Source organism: Paenibacillus sp. 1SOY10 (assembly GCF_056836745.1).
On record NZ_JBXENK010000001.1, the window covers coordinates 1,099,236 to 1,115,033 of the forward strand.

Here is a 15,798-nt window from a genome sequence, read left to right on the forward strand (position 1 = left end):
AAATATTTTATCATACATGTCCACTACGCGCCCATACAATGGTATAAGTACGACCTCTATAAATGCGACCTTCAAGGAATCGGACAAACCACTGGAAAGGGGAACTGACACATGAGCACCTTTTTAACCAAATCCGTGATGGATTTCTTCATCGCCTTCGGTATTGTAGTGGGAGGAGCTATGGTAGGTGGCATCGGGGCTGTCGTTTCGCTGCAACCCCCGACGCATACCATGCTGGATATCGCCGATCGGATCAAAATATGGGCACTAGCCGCTGCCGTAGGCGGAACCATCGACCCGATGCGAGTGATTGAGAGCAACTTCTTCGACGGTAATTTATCTCCGGCTATCAAGCAAATATTGTATCTGCTCTTCGCCTTTCTAGGCGCTCATTCCGGATCAGAATTGGTCCGCTGGATGTGTGGAGGAGGCAAAGCATGAAGCCGCCCAAACCGCCAGGGGCTACCGGATTTCGCCGGTTCATGCAGTTAGCCTCCGTGTTTATTCTGGGCATGGTGGCGGGCAGCGTCACGTACAATGTGATCTATCAGACCAGCTACAACTTACTCTGGATTCAAAATAAGGACCTGACCATCCAGTTGCACCAGGCGGAGGAAGACAATCGCACCTTGAAGAAATACAACAAGCAATCCACCGTTATCAAAGAGATCAAGGTACGGGTGGAAGAACGTGACCCCCCGCTTGATTCCCTCGCGGTCAAGGAGGTTGCCAAGCAATTGCATGAGGAGCTTGAGGTCCTTCGCGGACGTAATATGTTCGATATCGACTCCGATGCCAAGATGGCAAGAACGCTGCTTAATCGTAAAATCTATACCGTACGAGAAAAGGAATATAGCATCCAGATCAAAACAATGCTCGTTAGCGAGGGGGTATTGCAAGTTTGGGTGGACATGAGGCCATACGTTCGGCCTTAACAGACGAGCAGCTTGTTCATAGAGCCTCCTCGTCAACCCATGCCCGCACTTCTATCTGACGGATGTCCCTTCGCGGTATTTCATGCTAGAATAAGGGCAAATATGGATGGTCCGCAAGGAGGTCGTCAGGATGATAGAAACGATTCAATACATATTGTACAGCTTCTTAATTATTGCCTGCTTAAGTTCTCTATTCTTCAGCTTCAAATCTCGCCGTTCTCTGGAACCGGTGACCAGAGCCCTGGCCGGAGCCAAAATGAACATCAGCATGGGTCTCATGCTCATTATTCTGGCATTCATTCAAATGTTCATGTTCAGCGGCTCTACACTTCGCGTTATCATCGGCGCGGTATTTATGGTGCTCGGAGCGTTCAATATCTTTGCCGGCATTCGTAATCACGGCATGTATTCCCGTCAGAAGCAGGGATAACCGGATCACTATACTTTAAAGCGAAGCGCCCTGCCAACAGGTCCTTGCGGGACTAATGGCAGGGCGCTGATAGCAGATCAGGCCTTATGATATGGGTCAAGCATGGTCGATAGATTGCAATGTCATAACCGCCTTGGAGATTAACATGTCCTGGTAGGTCAGCGTAATCTCCAGCTTACAGGCCCGGCGGCTCATCTCCAGTACCAGCGCACTGATAATCACCGGGTTCTCGATCTGTACCGGGCGAATGAAATACGTGGTTATGTTATCCACGACAAAATCGCCACCGCTGGCATCCTTCGCTACTCTCAAGCCCGCTTGGGTCATCAACGAGGTCAACACGCCGTGTGAAATGGTCCCGAGGTCCGTGGACATTTGCGGCGTGATCATCCCACGAAAGAACAGCTTCCCTTCTGCATCCCGTTCTTCAGCAAACCCGTTCCACATCAGATGCTCGAACGTCTCACCAAGCTGCGGCTGGTTACGAACATCCCGCATCGCATGCAGTACCTCCCGTCTCGTAACGGACGAGACCAGCTTGCGGTTGCGGTCAACCACAGGCAGGAAATCAATCCCTTCCCAGACCATGATTTGCGCCGCCGATGCCAGCGAAGTTTGCAGGCCGACGGTAATTGGATGACGGGTCATACACTTCTCAATCGTCTGATCTCCGCTCAGCTCTTCGACATTTTTGCGGCTGACGATACCTATGACCCGATTCCATTCGTCCACCACAGGGAAATGCAGGCTTCCTGTCTCCAGCGAGAGTTGGTCAAAATCAGAAATATTACTCGTCGCCTTAAGCATATTGACGCGTGGCTTGCGGGCAACAATATCCTCCACAAGCATAATCTTCTTTTTTATCAGGCGGTCAAATAAGGCACGGTTAATCATGGAGGCTACCGTAAATGTATCGTGTCTTGAAGAGATGATAGGTAGCGCCAGCTTATCAGCCAACGCCTTGACTTCACGGCTTGTCCCGAATCCCCCGGTAATCAGCACCCCAGCCCCTTGCTCCAAGGCCAAGGAATGGGCATTGTCACGGTTCCCGACGATCAACAGGCTGCCTGCATCGATGTACCTGGCCATTGCATCAATCTTCATCGCACCGATGACATATTTATGCAGGGTCTTGTCCAAGCCTTCCCCACCACCCAGCACATGTCCTTCTACGATATCCACCACATCGCCGAAGCTCAATTGGTCAGAGATATTTCTCGGCTTCTTCTCTACACGAACTGTGCCAATCCGTTCCTTCGTGATGACGATTCCGAGATTCTCCGCTTCCTTGACCGCGCGGTAGGCCGTCCCTTCACTGACGCTCAGCGCCTTGGCCAGCTTACGTACGGATATCTTCGTTCCAATCTTCAATCCTTCGATATGCTGTAGCAACTGCTCGTGTTTAGTTACGCTCTCTTCCGGCCCCTCCAACTGTTATACCCCCTTACCCGAATCTGTACTACTCTGTTTCTATTATACACATTCAGGCGTAAGTCAGCCAGACCGTAGACAGAACTAGTAGAGAGAACAAGATTTCAAGCATCCCGGACTGCTTCGCGGTAATGCCGGTACGTGGAAGAATAATGGCTCGAGCCAGTAAAATCACTGCGGCGGCCACCAGGATTAAGGCAGGCAACCGTAGAGACAGAAGCGTTAAACCGAGATGATATATAACCGAATATCCATAGAATCGCTTATTATGGCGCTCGCGAATGATTGTTTTTACATAAAAAGCCGTACCGATGAAATATAGCATACTAATCAGGAACAGCTCGAAGGCCAGATGGTAGTCGTTACCGCCTCCTAGCCGATACGACACGAACACCATCAAGCTAAACTGCACGATAGCTGCCATATCGTTAAGCAAGGCCCGCTCGCGCTTTCGCTTGGCGTAATAGACGTTAACAGCAAATAAGGGCAGGAACAGGGAGGCCATTAAGATAACACCAGGACGAATCCATAGCAGCCCTGCGGCTGCAGGAACCAGCAGAAGGCCATACAGGATTATGGGCCCCCTAACGCGGCCAAATTTGCCTGTACGCACCCATTGGAGAAGCGGAAACATCAATAAGTAAATGAGTAGCCAGCAAGTAAATAACCAGACATGAATGACTCCTGGAGTCGAGGCCAGCATACCGAATAGAAATGGAATAACGAGCATCGCCCAAGCCCCGTGTTGATTGGGAATATAGTCTTTAATTCTCAAAGCGTTTGATCGCTCCTTCCAGATGTTAGCAAGCACAAATTACCGACATTATAATCGCCTTTCCTCCCCGGTCCAGTGACTTCTGTCACTAGATTATTGACGGCTTAAGCAAACATAGCAGAGAAATATATTGCCATAGTCCTTCTTGTGATTTGTATCACATTCGCACCTGAACCCCTTGATATAATGATGGCGAATCATTCATTCTATCTATTCAGGAGGGACTCATATGAGCCAATTCAAAGTGACTGTCAATGCTACGGAATATCCGCCGCAATTGAAACATAAGACCATTTTTGCCGCCTACAATTCGTTACAGCCCGGTGAGGCTATGCTGCTTGTTAATGATCATGATCCGGTGCCACTGCGCTTCCAATTTGATGCCATGCATCCAGGCGCCTTCACATGGGAGTATATCGAACAAGGACCAGATATGTTCCAAGTGAAAATCGGCAAAAACTAAGCGGGGAGTGGCGACACTATGGCTACGATTACCGTGATTGACGAGAAAACAATCAAGATTGCCGTACAGCTTGAAGATGCGCTGACCATGCTGGAAGAAGCGGAAAATCACTTGGAGCTGTATGCGGATGAAATTTTGACGATTGCCGAAAAGATGCCTGAGTTTCAATATACGTACTTCTGCTTCTATGCCTACGATACCGCTACCTTATTTGAGAAAATGCTTGGGATCGATCCCAAGCAGTATCTATCCTTTTCTCTCGATGCGCCGGACTCCTTCTTCTACACGCTGTTCGGTGGTATGAAGGGACTAAGCGGGGCGGCGAGGCTATGCCGGGCACTCACACCTGAGTAAGCTGGAGCAGCAAAAAAACAGCAAGCGAGAAGGGCATTTCACATTTCCCTCTCACTTGCTGTTTTTACTATGTCGCCTATCATCGGCTTCGAGCCATCAAACGTTCTCGCGCTGCTCACCGCGCTCCTGCCATTGAAGCTGCCATTCCCGGTATTTGGCGCGCCGAATTTTATCCAATTCCCGCTGCTTCTCTTCGCTGACACCAAGAATGAAGTATAGATGTGCCCCGATCACCAGGAAGGCAAACCCCGCCCATACGGCTCCAAACCAGGATACAAACCCGGCCCCCGGCTCAAAGGAAATTAACGGCAACGCGTACACCAGCATGGCCAAAGCCAGAATTAAATAAATGACATTCTTCCATTTACTTGCTCTCTTTACGGTCTTCATCTTTCACAGCTCCCTCATTTCATAGAATAGAAGATTCCAACTTACCTTGTCTCTTCTATCTCTATGAACCAAGCTGCAAGAATATGAGAGAAAGCTGCGAACTCACTTCAAAATTCCAGATTGGCTATTTAAGCCTCTCCTCCATACAAATGCTGCAAGCTATCCGTAATGATCTTGTTGACGTCCTGAATGATGACACTAAGCTTCTGTTCGGCATCGAACAAGCGACGGATATTGAGATTGAGGCTAAGCACTTCAAACAGCTTCTCCATCTGCTCCATTTCCTCTTGTGCAGGCATATCTCCGGACATCATGCGTTGCTGTACCTCTGCCTGACGAGTACGGAAATTGTCCAGCATTTGCTTGCTTTCAGGGTCCGCATCCACCAGTTTCATGGCTGCTGTAATCTCCGTTACCTCCTTGCTATCCTTCAGAGCTGCTGCCAATTCATGTGCCTTGTCGTAAATATTCATGTAATCTCCTCCTAATGATTAGTTGACAATAATCTTAGTTAGTCAAAAGCATAAAGATAGCCTGGAACAAGCCAATGATACCGCCTAGCACCGCTCCCAACCACGTAATTGCTCGAAATTCCTTCCCCGAAATACCTAAAATAATTTCCTCCAGGCGTTCGACGGGGAACTTCTTGACCTGCTCTTCAACAAGTTCGGGTAACCCCACCGCTTGGATCACCGCTGGAATCACGCTAGCAGCTACAGTCAGTACCCGCTCCGTCAGCCGGGGAATCCCGGTCATCACTTGCTCCCGCCAAGGTTCCACGAAAGAGCTGATTCGGAGCTGCTCTACCCGCGTGATCCAATCGTAAATCGGCCATTGTCCGATATGCTCTTCCAGCCATGCCCCGGCCTCCTGACCGGTCACAATAGCAAGCAGTTCTGCCGCCGGCAATTCTCCGTACTGCTCCATTCTCGCTTCAATCGCCTGGGCTGTCTTGTCCAAGGTTGGCTTGCTCCGCAGTGCTTGCACAGCCGCAGGCGTCATCTTCTGCACCAGCTTATCCTCGTCTACAAAGATAGCAGCCATCGTCCCGAGAAATCCTCCGGTCTTGTCCATCATACCGGTTGCCAGCTTGGAAAGCATCCGCTGTCCGCTGGCTGATAGAAGTTCCTCCTCGGCGACCCGCAGCAGTTCACCTGCTAAGACCGCACTCCACACCTTGCGGTTCTCCTCGGACCAGCCGGGGATCAGTTGTTTGAGGGGAACGCTCTTGGCATCCGACTGCTCCCACCAGGACTGAAAGCCCCGCAAAGCGGTTTGCCTGGCACCCTCTGCCAGCTTGACCTTCAGCACTTCCAGTTCCGCCTCACTCCATACCCGCAAAGCCGCTTGCCTTACTGTTAAGTCACCACTGCTTAGCTCCACGAACCACCCCTGTGCTTTGTCCTCCAGCCGCTGGCGAAACGCGGGTCGCAGCACGGTCTCCTGCAACCCTTCTACCGTAACCAGATATTCAGACACTACCTTGCCCAGCGACAGAGCGATATCATCGCGCCGCTTGGGAATCAGGCCCGGTGTAAACGGAACATGGACCTTACCAATATGTACAGCATTCCTTGGGTGGAACAACATTTTGATCGCAAAGTGATTGGTGACTCCGCCTACAAATGCCGCTACCAGGATACTCACCAATATGTATAGCCAGTCCTGCACCTTTCCTCCTCCTTCTGTCTCGTACACTGAAGAATAGTGACGTCTCCCGCCCAGACTAAGGGAAAAACGGGCATAGGTTAATCACCAAGGATTCTATGTCCTCATATGATACATTACATGCATTTTACGCAGATGATCTTTACTTGCATCCAGGACCCCAGCTTAGCTTGGAAGGAGATCCGCTACATGCCCTCCAGAAAAATAACAATACAGATCATGAGTCCGGGCCTGCTAGAAGATGACATTCTTGTGCTCGGAGACATTCTGATCAAGCAATGGAGAATACCTACTCATCTTCCGCTCCTGCTTACCTTCGGATCATTCCGACAACGCGTCAAGGTCGTTCCATTGTCACGTTCTGATGGAATCCGGCTTGGCTCCGGTCTCGCGAAGAAAATGGGCATTCAGCCGAAAGCCACTCTACGGCTGATCTACCGTCCCCATTCCTCGACCCTTCAGTTTGGGCCGCTGCTGGGCATCCTGCTCAGCCAGGACTTTGCGGGCAACCCGGAACGGCCTTTCGGGCAGATGACCCTGTTTTGCCGGGAACTTGTCAATGCCTGCTCACGCCAAGGGGTGTACGTATATTTCTTCACCCCCAAGCATATCGGCACAAGCTCGAGCCAAGTGACGGGTTGGGTCTACGGCAACGGATGGAAGCAGACTCAACTGCCGGCGGCAGATGTATTCTACAACCGGCTGAATTCACGGAAACTGGAGAATAAACCTAGCGTACAGCATTTTATGAAAGAAGTAAAATCTCGCTACGGCAGCCATTTCTTCAATGAGAAGTATCTCGACAAGACCGAAGTATTCGATGCCATCGAGCGGGACGGTTCCATTCAGCGCTACCTGCCCGAATCTCACCTGTTTCGAAACTACGCCATGTTGAAAATGATGTGCAGCAAGTATCCAATCATTTTTCTTAAGCCGATCAGAGGCAGTCTGGGCAAAGGCATCATCCGTATCTCCCGGCTTGAGGGAGGCACCTATCAGACCCTGACCGCTCAAGTTGGAGGCACGCGTCGACAGACATATCCCAACCTCACAAAGCTGTTCCAATCGTTGTCTGGCAAAATGAAAACTACCCGTTACCAAATCCAGCAGGGGCTTCACCTTATCGAAGTGGATCACCGGCCGGTGGATTTTCGCGCGCTTGTGCAGAAGAATCTGTCTGGAAAGTGGAACACGACCTCCATCGTGGCACGAATCGCCGGAAGTCAGCATTTTGTATCTAACCTGGCCCGCGGGGGTAGCCTGAGCACCGTCAAGGAGGCCATTGCACGCAGCATGCTGCCCGCTGGAGTCAAGAGCAAAGTCGGAACGAAGTTGAAAAATGCAGCCCTCGATATTGCACAAAGCGTGGACACTCACATCCCGGCTCACTTCGGAGAGTTCGGCATCGATTTAGCCGTGGATACCAGTGGACGGGTATGGCTACTGGAGGTCAATTCCAAGCCGTCCAAGAACGACAACACTCCGATGGGCGAAGGGAAAATTCGTCCTTCGGTCAAGCAAGTGATCGAATATACCCGCTACCTCTCAGGCTTCTAAGGAGGGAACCTTCATGATCAAGCATCCGCAAGGTGCCGTTGGAATACTTGTAGCCGAAAGCGAAGGCCCGTTCCCGTTCGCAGAGCCCGCCTTCTGCCGAAAGTTATGTACCATCGGCGAAAGACAGGGGCTATGTGTATACGTCTTCTGTCCGGCCTGGATAACAGATGGCAATGCGGGAGGTATTCAAGGCTATACCACCCAGCGCGGAACCTGGGTCCGCAAGCGGTTCCCACGACCCGATATCATCTACGACCGCTGCCTGATCCATGACCGCAAGCAGCAATTACGCAAGCACCGGCTGCTCTCCCGGCTCGCCGACGAGCATCCGTTCATTTGTCTGACCCGGGGACTCGCAGGTAAATGGGCCGTTCACCAAGCCCTGCGCCAATGCCCGGAAGCAGCCCCTTATCTCCCGGAGACTGAAGTTTACAAAGGGCCTGCTCAATTAAGCGAATGGCTTCAAGCCCATAATGGCGAGGTCTTCCTGAAGCCCCGCAATGGTACTCACGGAAAGCGAACCTTGTACGCCAAGCTCCAGCATCCGAACGGGGAACTTAGGGTCATTGGGCGCAGCGGGAGAAATTCAATATTTAGACGACGGTTCTCTTCGCAGCAGGAAGGCTTGAAATGGGTAGACCGATTTACCGGCAAACGCCCTTTCTTAATTCAGCCCTACCTGCAACTCAACAGTACCGGAGGCGAACCGTTTGACGTCAGGGTGCTGATGCAGAAAAATGCCACAGGGACCTGGAGCCTTACAGGAATGGCAGTACGCGCGGGCCAAAAACACTCCCTCACCTCGAATCTGCACGGTGGAGGCACCGCTCATCAAGCCTTGCCGTTTCTGATTCGAGAGATGGGCGAGACAGAAGGAAAAGCCGCCGTCGCCGCCATCCGCAAGTTGTCTCTCTTGATCCCGGAGTATCTAGAGACCCGCTTCGGTCGGCTGGCAGAACTTGGCCTCGATTTTGGCGTTGACCGCCAGGGTCGCGTGTGGGTGCTGGAGGTCAACTCCAAGCCCGGGCGGTCCTCGTTCTTCCGTATCGGTGACCCGGAAAGCGCCAGAAAGTCGCTGGAAAACCCCATTTTCTATGCCCGCTACCTGCTGCAGAGCAAACCCTGAAAACGTTTAGGAGGATAAAATCCATGAGTTTGACTTTTTGCAACGTCCATTTCACGCAGGCTCCCGAACGGGTCGTCTACGTGTCAGGGGCTCTAATGAAAAACCTCAAGCTGTCGGGGAAGAAGTCGGTTCATCTCAGATTGGGCGGAGAACGGGTTCCCGCCACGGTTAAACGCATTAACAAAGCTGGAAAACACCTATATCTCGCAGGCGGTGTTCGCAAGGGCATCAAAATTCCCAAGCCAGGTGGCGTATACCTTCGCAGCCTTCAAGAGGGAGAAGTACAAATTGGCCCACTGATCGGTGTCCTGTCCGACGGACCTACCTCGTCTCAAACGAATCCGTTCGGATCACGCACCGGCTTCATTAAGCAGCTTCTGCGGCAAGGTAGCCGCACCTCTTACATTTTCGCTTTCACTCCAAGGGATATTGACTGGGAGGACGAAACCGTTAACGGCTACTTCCTGAACGAAGCGGGGAGATTCGTCCGCAAGCGCGTGCCGCTGCCTGATGTGGTGTATAACCGTTTGCCCAGCCGCCGGGCCGAGACGACCAATCCGATCAACCAATTGCGAGAACGGTTCGTAAGGCGCAGAATTCCTTTCTTCAATTGGAGTTTCTTCAATAAATCCGATATATATCGCCTGCTGGAGAAGGATGCCACTGTGGGCCGCTACGTACCTGAGTCCATCATGAGCCCTTCCTCTGAACAGATCAAGGAGATGCTGGAACAGCATTCTTTGATATATTACAAGCCGAATAGCGGAAGTCTGGGCAACGGAATTTACCGCCTTTCCTACATCCCCAAGAGCGGATATTATGCCAGATACCGGAAAAACGGGCGTAATGCCTTAATCCGCTTCTCTTCCTTCGCCAGTCTGATGAGAACACTACAGGCCCGCCACGGCCGCTCGCTACGCGGATATGTCGCTCAGCAAGGCATACGGCTCATTGAAATTGACGGCTGCCCCATCGACTTCCGCTTCCATATGCATAAGAACGGTAGAAATCAGTGGGCCGTCGTCGGCATCGGTGCGAAGAAAGCAGGCAAGGGCAGTGTAACCACGCATCTTAAGAACGGTGGCTCCTTGCTGACGCCGGAGCAGGCATTAAGCCGTACCTTCGGCAGTCGGGCTGACGAGGTCCTTCGTAATGCCAAAGCCATAGCCATTACACTAGCCGAGGCAATTGAGTCCCATCAGCAGCATTTAATCGGGGAGATTGGCTTCGATATCGGGATCGATCGGGAAGAGCGCATCTGGATGTTCGAAGCCAATGCCAAGCCAGGCCGCTCCATCTTCAAGCATCCGTCCTTACGGGCGGAGGGCAAGGCCTCCGTGGAACATATACTTGAACATTGCCTCTATTTGAGCAAATTTCGGAGGAGGGATGGCTCATGAGCACTCTGCTCCTGAGCGAGAAGAAGCCTATCGTCGCCGTATTGACGGTGGATGACGAGGCCAGACAATTTCGCGGCAATCGTGCCAACTTCAGAGATCTCGTCAAAACTGGCCAGGAGCTTGATTGCCCCGTTTATGTCGTGACCGCCAGAGATTTGAAGCTCAGCGCCAAGCGGGTGCAAGGCTATCTGTTCCACCCCGAAGATAAGTCGTGGCGGAAGCATTGGCTCCCCTTACCTGATGTTGTTTATAACCGGATTCCTCTGCGGGAGGATGAGAGAAGACCCGAGGTAAGGCGGAAAATCGACGAGGTCATCCGGCACGATTCCATCCATCTGTTCAACCCGTGCTTCTTCAATAAACGCCGCTTGTTTGAATGGCTGAAGAAGAACAAAACAACCAAAACGCTTGTTCCTGGAACAAGGAAAATGCTGGGCCCCAAAACGCTGTCAGCCATGCTTCAGCAGTATAGCAGTCTGTACCTGAAGCCGGAGAGCGGCAAGGCAGGCAAAGGAATTATGCTCGTCCGACTGGACGAAGGCGAAGCCAAACCTTACCGTCTGACCATCCAGGGAGATAAACGGAAAAATATCGTATACAAAACCGCCAAGCTCCGGTTGCTCTGGAAGCGGATCAAGGCAGAAACCGGCAGTACGCCGTATATCATGCAAGAGGGTATTGAATTGTCCTCCTTCCAAGGACGCCATTTCGACCTTCGCGTGCTCGTCCAGAAGACAGGCAAGGGCGTCTGGATGGTTACCGGAACAGGAGCCCGGCTTGCTGGCCCCAAACGGATTACCACCCATGTGCCACAAGGAGGCAGTATTGAAGATCCGGAGAAAATGCTGATTCCGGCCTTCGGCTCTGACATGACTCAATTCCTGCTGGGTCGTGTCAAATCGAATGCCGTCCTCATCGCCAAGCAAATTGAAAAGGAATCCGGATTTTTGTTGGGGGAAATGTCGATGGACCTTGGCGTCGATACGGACGGACGATTGTGGTTCTTTGAAGCCAATGCCAAGCCGATGAAATTCGATGAGCCGCATATCCGCAAAAAATCATTGGAGCGCATCGTTCAATACAGCCAGTTCTTGTCCCGTCAACCTAAAGTTAGAACGTGAGCCTGTGATCTGGAATGAAAGTAGCGGCCATCCCAGCAAAGAAGGTGATCTTGTTGTCACAACCCGTTCTAGGCATCTTGACCTTGTATCTCAACGACAAGAAACAGCTTGAGGAACGGCATATCTATCAGAAGATGATTACGGAGGGACAGAAGCTGGGTCTGGATATTTTTGTCTTTACGCCCATGGATGTATCCGACCAGAAGAAAATGATATTCGCCCTCATGTATGACCCCAAGCAAAAAAAATGGTACCGGCGCTGGCGAAGCTTCCCACAGATGATCTTTGACCGTTGCCGGATTCAACGCAGCAAGCGATTTGATCAATTACTGAGATTTCGCGCCAAATACGGACATCTCACGTTCCTTAATCGCCCGCTTCGTAACAAGTGGACGATATATCAAACCTTGGCCCGTAGAGCCCGCTTCCGGCCACATTTGCCCGATACCGTTCTATTTGAGAGCAGCAGCGATGTATTTGGACTCTTAAAGAAGCACCCTACCGTGTACGTCAAGCCCATTAACGGCACGGGGGGACGCGGTATTGTGCGAGTAGAGCAACTGGACCGGGAACGCTTCCTGATTCAGGGACGGCGGCAGAATCGCCGCATCGTCTCTCCCCGTAAAATCCATAAATCACAGCTTGGTGCCTTTCTGCTTGGATGGAAGGGAGGCCAAGGACGCTTCCTTGCCCAGCAAGGGATTCAGATCATGCTTCCCAGCGGCAGAGTACACGACTACCGCATGTTGGTCCAGAAGAATGGTCAGGGCAAGTGGGAGGTCACGGGCTGCGCAGGCCGGGTGGGTCCCCCGCGTAGCGTAACCTCCAACCTCCATGGGGGAGGGCATGCCGTCGCGATGAACACGCTGCTCCAGCAATGGATTCCCAGCGAGGAACGGCGCCAGGAGGTCCGGCGGGGTGCCGAGAAGCTTAGTCTGGAGATTGCAGCCGATCTGGAGGATACCTTCGGCGCACTCTGTGAGCTTGCGCTGGACCTTGCCATCAACAAGCAGGGGCAAATTTATTTGTTAGAGGTGAATCCGAAGCCAGCCCGGGAGGTATTTAACCGATCAGGCGATCCGGATGTATATCGCCAGTCCATCGTCAAGCCGCTTGAATACGCCTTATGGATGCATAAGCAAAAAGCCGCCCTCTCCTCTTAGGAGAAAGCGGCTTTTGCTTTGCGCTTCAAAGAACAGTCAAGATGTAGGCTCTCCACCTTTTAGATAGAGCGGTTCCGATTGGTTCCCGGCATAATCCTCCATAATGACGCAGACATTAGCCGCAGTCGAATTAAAGCTTAAGGAAGCCTTGGTTGTTCTGCCCCGAATGATGTGATCCTTGTTGCCAACGCTGTAGGTAGTCGGGAACGATCTTAGTACTCCGTCCTCATAGACGTATAAATAACGCCAATCCCGTGTTTCCGGCATAGGCAAATTCAATCGGTTACCTTCCCATGACCACGCTTCTGCATAAGGCTCCACCACTTTATCAATGAAGTTGCCGCTTACCGAGACGGGGGTACCACTTGTAGAAGATAAAGTGACCACATAGTCGTCCCCATTCGTTGGCATCCCACTGAACAGGACAGAGGCTTGTCCCGCCGGAGCCGTCGCTTGCTCGAATACAGGCTGAGGAGTCGTAATCCAGTCGAGCGATTGCACACTCACCTTCACGTCCGTACTACCCGATGAAGCCGGAGTCCAAGACACTTCAAACTCGCCGTTCTCGCGGGAGTCCACCTGAATATTCGTTGGTGAAGCATTTAAATCAAAAGAAATTTCTGCAGCCAGCCCTTCTCGTCCGTCAGCTCCTACAGGAACTACCTTAACTACCCCAGAGCGGGCAGGCAATTGCTTGATATAGAAAAGTTCATCATACTTGCCGCCCACGTAAACGTCGTTAACGTATACATTATATTGCTTTACGTTGTCATAGTTGGTATCCATCTGCCAGCTAACAACCATTTCCTCCGTATCTGTGTATGCGGCGGTAATTTGTGCTCCTGCCGGAGCTGGTGGCGTCACCGCCGAACCGTCATAGATGCGGATTTGTCCAATATTCATCTGATAATCCGAAATAGTGTCTGCTCCCGGGTCAAATACAAGACCAAAGGCTGCGATGGCTTGACCCGCATAAGCGCTTAAGTCCAATTCCGCATGAACCCAACCGTCGGTTTGACTACCGCTTCCCTCCACAGGAATTTCTACAACGGTATCGGGTTGATCGGCAAGAATAATTCCGATCTTCATGGTAGAATCATCATCCGCCGTCACCTTGTTGTAGGTGATAGAGAGCTTAGAGGAAGCATTGATATCCAGACTCGTCTTATAAAGTCTCAAGAAATTGGGAGCATTTAGATGTCCATTAACAACAAGTGAGCTGCCACCTTGATAAGCTCCAATTTGTTCATAATCAAAACGTGTGGTTGTTCCAATATTGTATTCAGGACCATAATCAAAATCGACCGTAAGCTTGTCGCCCTCGGTATCCTGCCACCACTGCCAGGTTACCGGAACATCCTGCAAGCTCATGTTAGACCACTCTGCTTCATTGGAGATTTGACCATCCACATAATAGTTCAGACCGTGACCGGTATTAAAATTTGTATAAAAGTTTGATTCTCCGATGACAGAGCGTTCTGCAATCGCAGAAGCGATCCCCGGCCAATAACGGTTATCGGCGTAAACATCAGAGGCTGTGTTCGTGGACGATACCGACGTATTCCTGGGATCACCGTTAGGACCGGACCACCACAGTTGCTCGCGCACTTTTGTCATCCACTGGTAATCATTCTCCGCACGATGCTTCACTGGCCAGGACAAGCCCATATCTTCATCCAGTCCCGCATGTACAAAGTCTGCCCCTAGTGTAGCCAGACTCAACTGCAACAAACCGTTATTATCCAGCTTGCTACGTAGCGCCGAGCCCTGCACGCTCTTGAAGCGGTCGCGTCCGGCCTCCAGACCCGCAAAGCCCACATCAAAGAGGTTATAGTTCGTACCATAATTTTGATTCAGACTGTTCAGATAATTCTTGGCTCCATTAATTTGGGAACTTCCCATGCCATAATCGAAGAAATAAGATTGCGATACTTGCTGGCCATCATTCTTGTCATACAAGAATGAAATATTGTTATCGTTGAAGGTTCTGGCGAACGTGTTGGCCCCGTTAGCCGTATTCAATGAATCGTACCATTGTACGTACAAGCCGCCCTGTTGCAGCGTCTTCATAAATCCTAAGTAATCAGGAATATCAGCCACTGCCACATTGGGTCCTTGCTCCTCCTGGTTCACAAAGTAACCATCATATCCGTAGTATTCAGCCATTTCAATCAGCTTCTCCGCTACAGGATAATTGCCGTTCTCGTCCTTAACAAGCATTTGCTTATAAATTTGCTGGCCACGGTCATTGTTGGAGAAGAAAATGCCTGCCAGGGAAAGGACACCGTTCTTATGTGCTGCATCCGTATAGGTTGGATTGGGAATGTTGAGTATGCCGAATTCAAACCATTTCTGCTGCCAGTCCTTCTGTGCCAGCTCATCGTAATACTCGGGTGGCGTGTAGGCCGTCGCTGTGCCATGCCAATAGGAGAAGTAATCAACGTATTGCCAGAAATTAAAATGATATTGGGCAAATTTATTGGTGTAAGGTGCATTTTCGATAAAGGCATTCCCATAATCCCCGGACACATTTATCATTTGGGCATCCGGATTCAAGTTGGGATTGGCTTGTGTTGGAGCAAATGCATTAATTCGAGGCTGTAAGGGTACACGCGACCGGAGCAACTCCCCGTCACGATCCGTCTCCGGACTCCAACGAAGGATTTGGCCACTGGTGTAGCCATGAACGCTAGGCTGATTGTTTCCATGGGCGCTATCTCCTTCAAATGGCCAAGTATCCCCCGCCTGTGCGGCTGACGGAAATACAGCAGCGAGTAGTCCCGCCGCTAAAATCATCGACGTTATTTTCGAAACCATTTTTCTTCTTTTTTGCATGTCCACATCAACTCCTCTATTCTTATATGCTACCGTTCCTAAGCAAGGACTCCCTGCCCCAGACACCTCCCTGCAAATGGATTTATATACCAATCTATCCCATGGAAGCACTTTCAAATAGAGGTGAAAGTAAAGATATAAGGAACAAAC

The 15,798-nt window shown here is 51.0% G+C and carries 16 protein-coding genes; 10 read left to right on the forward strand and 6 right to left on the reverse strand.

Annotated elements, in window-relative coordinates; all coding sequences use genetic code 11:
• Positions 1-111: 111 nt before the first annotated feature.
• From AC1VOR_RS05080 to AC1VOR_RS05090, 3 genes are all read left to right on the forward strand, one after another.
• The gene (locus AC1VOR_RS05080) at positions 112-441 is read left to right on the forward strand and encodes a YtrH family sporulation protein (RefSeq protein WP_482616179.1); all 330 of its coding nucleotides are present in this window, start codon (positions 112-114) and stop codon (positions 439-441) included.
• Positions 438-935 (forward strand): sporulation membrane protein YtrI, encoded by a 498-nt coding sequence (locus AC1VOR_RS05085; RefSeq protein ID WP_482616181.1) that lies wholly within the window; start codon positions 438-440, stop codon positions 933-935. The genes AC1VOR_RS05080 and AC1VOR_RS05085 overlap by 4 nt, the downstream gene beginning before the upstream one ends.
• Positions 936-1,065: 130 nt before the next feature.
• A complete protein-coding gene (locus AC1VOR_RS05090; RefSeq protein WP_482616183.1) occupies positions 1,066-1,365 on the forward strand; it encodes a YtpI family protein in 300 nt (99 codons plus the stop codon).
• Positions 1,366-1,461: 96 nt separating this feature from the next.
• Here the strand turns inward: AC1VOR_RS05090 and AC1VOR_RS05095 are convergent, their stop codons facing one another.
• On the reverse strand, positions 1,462-2,796 hold the full coding sequence (locus tag AC1VOR_RS05095; protein ID WP_482616185.1) for a DRTGG domain-containing protein: 1,335 nt from the start codon (positions 2,794-2,796) through the stop codon (positions 1,462-1,464).
• Positions 2,797-2,848: 52 nt separating this feature from the next.
• Positions 2,849-3,571 carry a YwiC-like family protein gene (locus tag AC1VOR_RS05100; RefSeq protein WP_482616188.1) on the reverse strand — a complete coding sequence of 241 codons (723 nt, stop codon included), beginning with the start codon at positions 3,569-3,571 and terminating at the stop codon, positions 2,849-2,851.
• A gap of 229 nt (positions 3,572-3,800) precedes the next feature.
• On the opposite strand from AC1VOR_RS05100, the gene AC1VOR_RS05105 reads away from it, so the two are divergent.
• Both AC1VOR_RS05105 and AC1VOR_RS05110 read left to right on the forward strand, forming a co-directional pair.
• Positions 3,801-4,034 (forward strand): DUF2249 domain-containing protein, encoded by a 234-nt coding sequence (locus AC1VOR_RS05105; protein WP_482616190.1) that lies wholly within the window; start codon positions 3,801-3,803, stop codon positions 4,032-4,034.
• An 18-nt stretch (positions 4,035-4,052) separates the two neighbouring features.
• The gene (locus AC1VOR_RS05110) at positions 4,053-4,388 is read left to right on the forward strand and encodes a hypothetical protein (protein ID WP_482616191.1); all 336 of its coding nucleotides are present in this window, start codon (positions 4,053-4,055) and stop codon (positions 4,386-4,388) included.
• A gap of 96 nt (positions 4,389-4,484) precedes the next feature.
• Here the strand turns inward: AC1VOR_RS05110 and AC1VOR_RS05115 are convergent, their stop codons facing one another.
• The 3 genes from AC1VOR_RS05115 to AC1VOR_RS05125 form a co-directional block, all read right to left on the reverse strand.
• Positions 4,485-4,778, reverse strand: coding sequence for a hypothetical protein (locus AC1VOR_RS05115; protein WP_059054371.1), 294 nt, complete (start codon positions 4,776-4,778; stop codon positions 4,485-4,487).
• A 128-nt stretch (positions 4,779-4,906) separates the two neighbouring features.
• Entirely contained in the window at positions 4,907-5,251 is a 345-nt protein-coding gene (locus tag AC1VOR_RS05120; RefSeq protein ID WP_059054373.1) for a YlbF/YmcA family competence regulator, read from the reverse strand.
• 34 nt (positions 5,252-5,285) lie between these two features.
• Positions 5,286-6,449: a DUF445 family protein gene (locus AC1VOR_RS05125; RefSeq protein WP_482616193.1), complete on the reverse strand. Its 1,164-nt coding sequence runs from the start codon at positions 6,447-6,449 to the stop codon at positions 5,286-5,288.
• A gap of 186 nt (positions 6,450-6,635) precedes the next feature.
• Here AC1VOR_RS05125 and AC1VOR_RS05130 point away from each other — a divergent pair, with 186 nt between their 5' ends.
• Genes AC1VOR_RS05130 through AC1VOR_RS05150 form a run of 5 tightly spaced genes read left to right on the forward strand, consistent with a single transcriptional unit; the run spans position 6,636 to position 12,813 of the window.
• A complete protein-coding gene (locus tag AC1VOR_RS05130; protein ID WP_482616195.1) occupies positions 6,636-8,003 on the forward strand; it encodes a YheC/YheD family endospore coat-associated protein in 1,368 nt (455 codons plus the stop codon).
• Positions 8,004-8,016: 13 nt separating this feature from the next.
• Positions 8,017-9,129, forward strand: coding sequence for a YheC/YheD family endospore coat-associated protein (locus AC1VOR_RS05135; RefSeq protein WP_482616197.1), 1,113 nt, complete (start codon positions 8,017-8,019; stop codon positions 9,127-9,129).
• Between the two features lie 23 nt (positions 9,130-9,152).
• On the forward strand, positions 9,153-10,529 hold the full coding sequence (locus tag AC1VOR_RS05140; protein WP_482616199.1) for a YheC/YheD family endospore coat-associated protein: 1,377 nt from the start codon (positions 9,153-9,155) through the stop codon (positions 10,527-10,529).
• The gene (locus AC1VOR_RS05145) at positions 10,526-11,650 is read left to right on the forward strand and encodes a YheC/YheD family endospore coat-associated protein (RefSeq protein ID WP_059054381.1); all 1,125 of its coding nucleotides are present in this window, start codon (positions 10,526-10,528) and stop codon (positions 11,648-11,650) included. Before AC1VOR_RS05140 ends, AC1VOR_RS05145 begins: the two co-directional genes overlap by 4 nt.
• A 53-nt stretch (positions 11,651-11,703) precedes the next feature.
• Positions 11,704-12,813, forward strand: coding sequence for a YheC/YheD family endospore coat-associated protein (locus tag AC1VOR_RS05150; RefSeq protein ID WP_059054383.1), 1,110 nt, complete (start codon positions 11,704-11,706; stop codon positions 12,811-12,813).
• A gap of 36 nt (positions 12,814-12,849) precedes the next feature.
• Here AC1VOR_RS05150 and AC1VOR_RS05155 read toward each other — a convergent pair whose 3' ends face one another.
• Positions 12,850-15,648, reverse strand: a complete 2,799-nt coding sequence (locus AC1VOR_RS05155) for an endo-beta-N-acetylglucosaminidase (RefSeq protein ID WP_482616203.1) — start codon at positions 15,646-15,648, stop codon at positions 12,850-12,852.
• Positions 15,649-15,798: the final 150 nt, after the last annotated feature.

What these genes read in the sequence shown, in the direction of transcription:
- AC1VOR_RS05105 (WP_482616190.1), top strand. Translation starts at nt 3,801, where the DNA reads ATGAGCCAATTCAAAGTGACTGTCAATGCTACGGAATATCCGCCGCAA.
- AC1VOR_RS05110 (WP_482616191.1), top strand. Translation starts at nt 4,053, where the DNA reads ATGGCTACGATTACCGTGATTGACGAGAAAACAATCAAGATTGCCGTA.
- AC1VOR_RS05115 (WP_059054371.1), bottom strand. Translation starts at nt 4,778, where the DNA reads ATGAAGACCGTAAAGAGAGCAAGTAAATGGAAGAATGTCATTTATTTA.
- AC1VOR_RS05090 (WP_482616183.1), top strand. Translation starts at nt 1,066, where the DNA reads ATGATAGAAACGATTCAATACATATTGTACAGCTTCTTAATTATTGCC.
- AC1VOR_RS05140 (WP_482616199.1), top strand. Translation starts at nt 9,153, where the DNA reads ATGAGTTTGACTTTTTGCAACGTCCATTTCACGCAGGCTCCCGAACGG.
- AC1VOR_RS05085 (WP_482616181.1), top strand. Translation starts at nt 438, where the DNA reads ATGAAGCCGCCCAAACCGCCAGGGGCTACCGGATTTCGCCGGTTCATG.
- AC1VOR_RS05120 (WP_059054373.1), bottom strand. Translation starts at nt 5,251, where the DNA reads ATGAATATTTACGACAAGGCACATGAATTGGCAGCAGCTCTGAAGGAT.
- AC1VOR_RS05155 (WP_482616203.1), bottom strand. Translation starts at nt 15,648, where the DNA reads ATGCAAAAAAGAAGAAAAATGGTTTCGAAAATAACGTCGATGATTTTA.
- AC1VOR_RS05145 (WP_059054381.1), top strand. Translation starts at nt 10,526, where the DNA reads ATGAGCACTCTGCTCCTGAGCGAGAAGAAGCCTATCGTCGCCGTATTG.
- AC1VOR_RS05135 (WP_482616197.1), top strand. Translation starts at nt 8,017, where the DNA reads ATGATCAAGCATCCGCAAGGTGCCGTTGGAATACTTGTAGCCGAAAGC.
- AC1VOR_RS05130 (WP_482616195.1), top strand. Translation starts at nt 6,636, where the DNA reads ATGCCCTCCAGAAAAATAACAATACAGATCATGAGTCCGGGCCTGCTA.
- AC1VOR_RS05080 (WP_482616179.1), top strand. Translation starts at nt 112, where the DNA reads ATGAGCACCTTTTTAACCAAATCCGTGATGGATTTCTTCATCGCCTTC.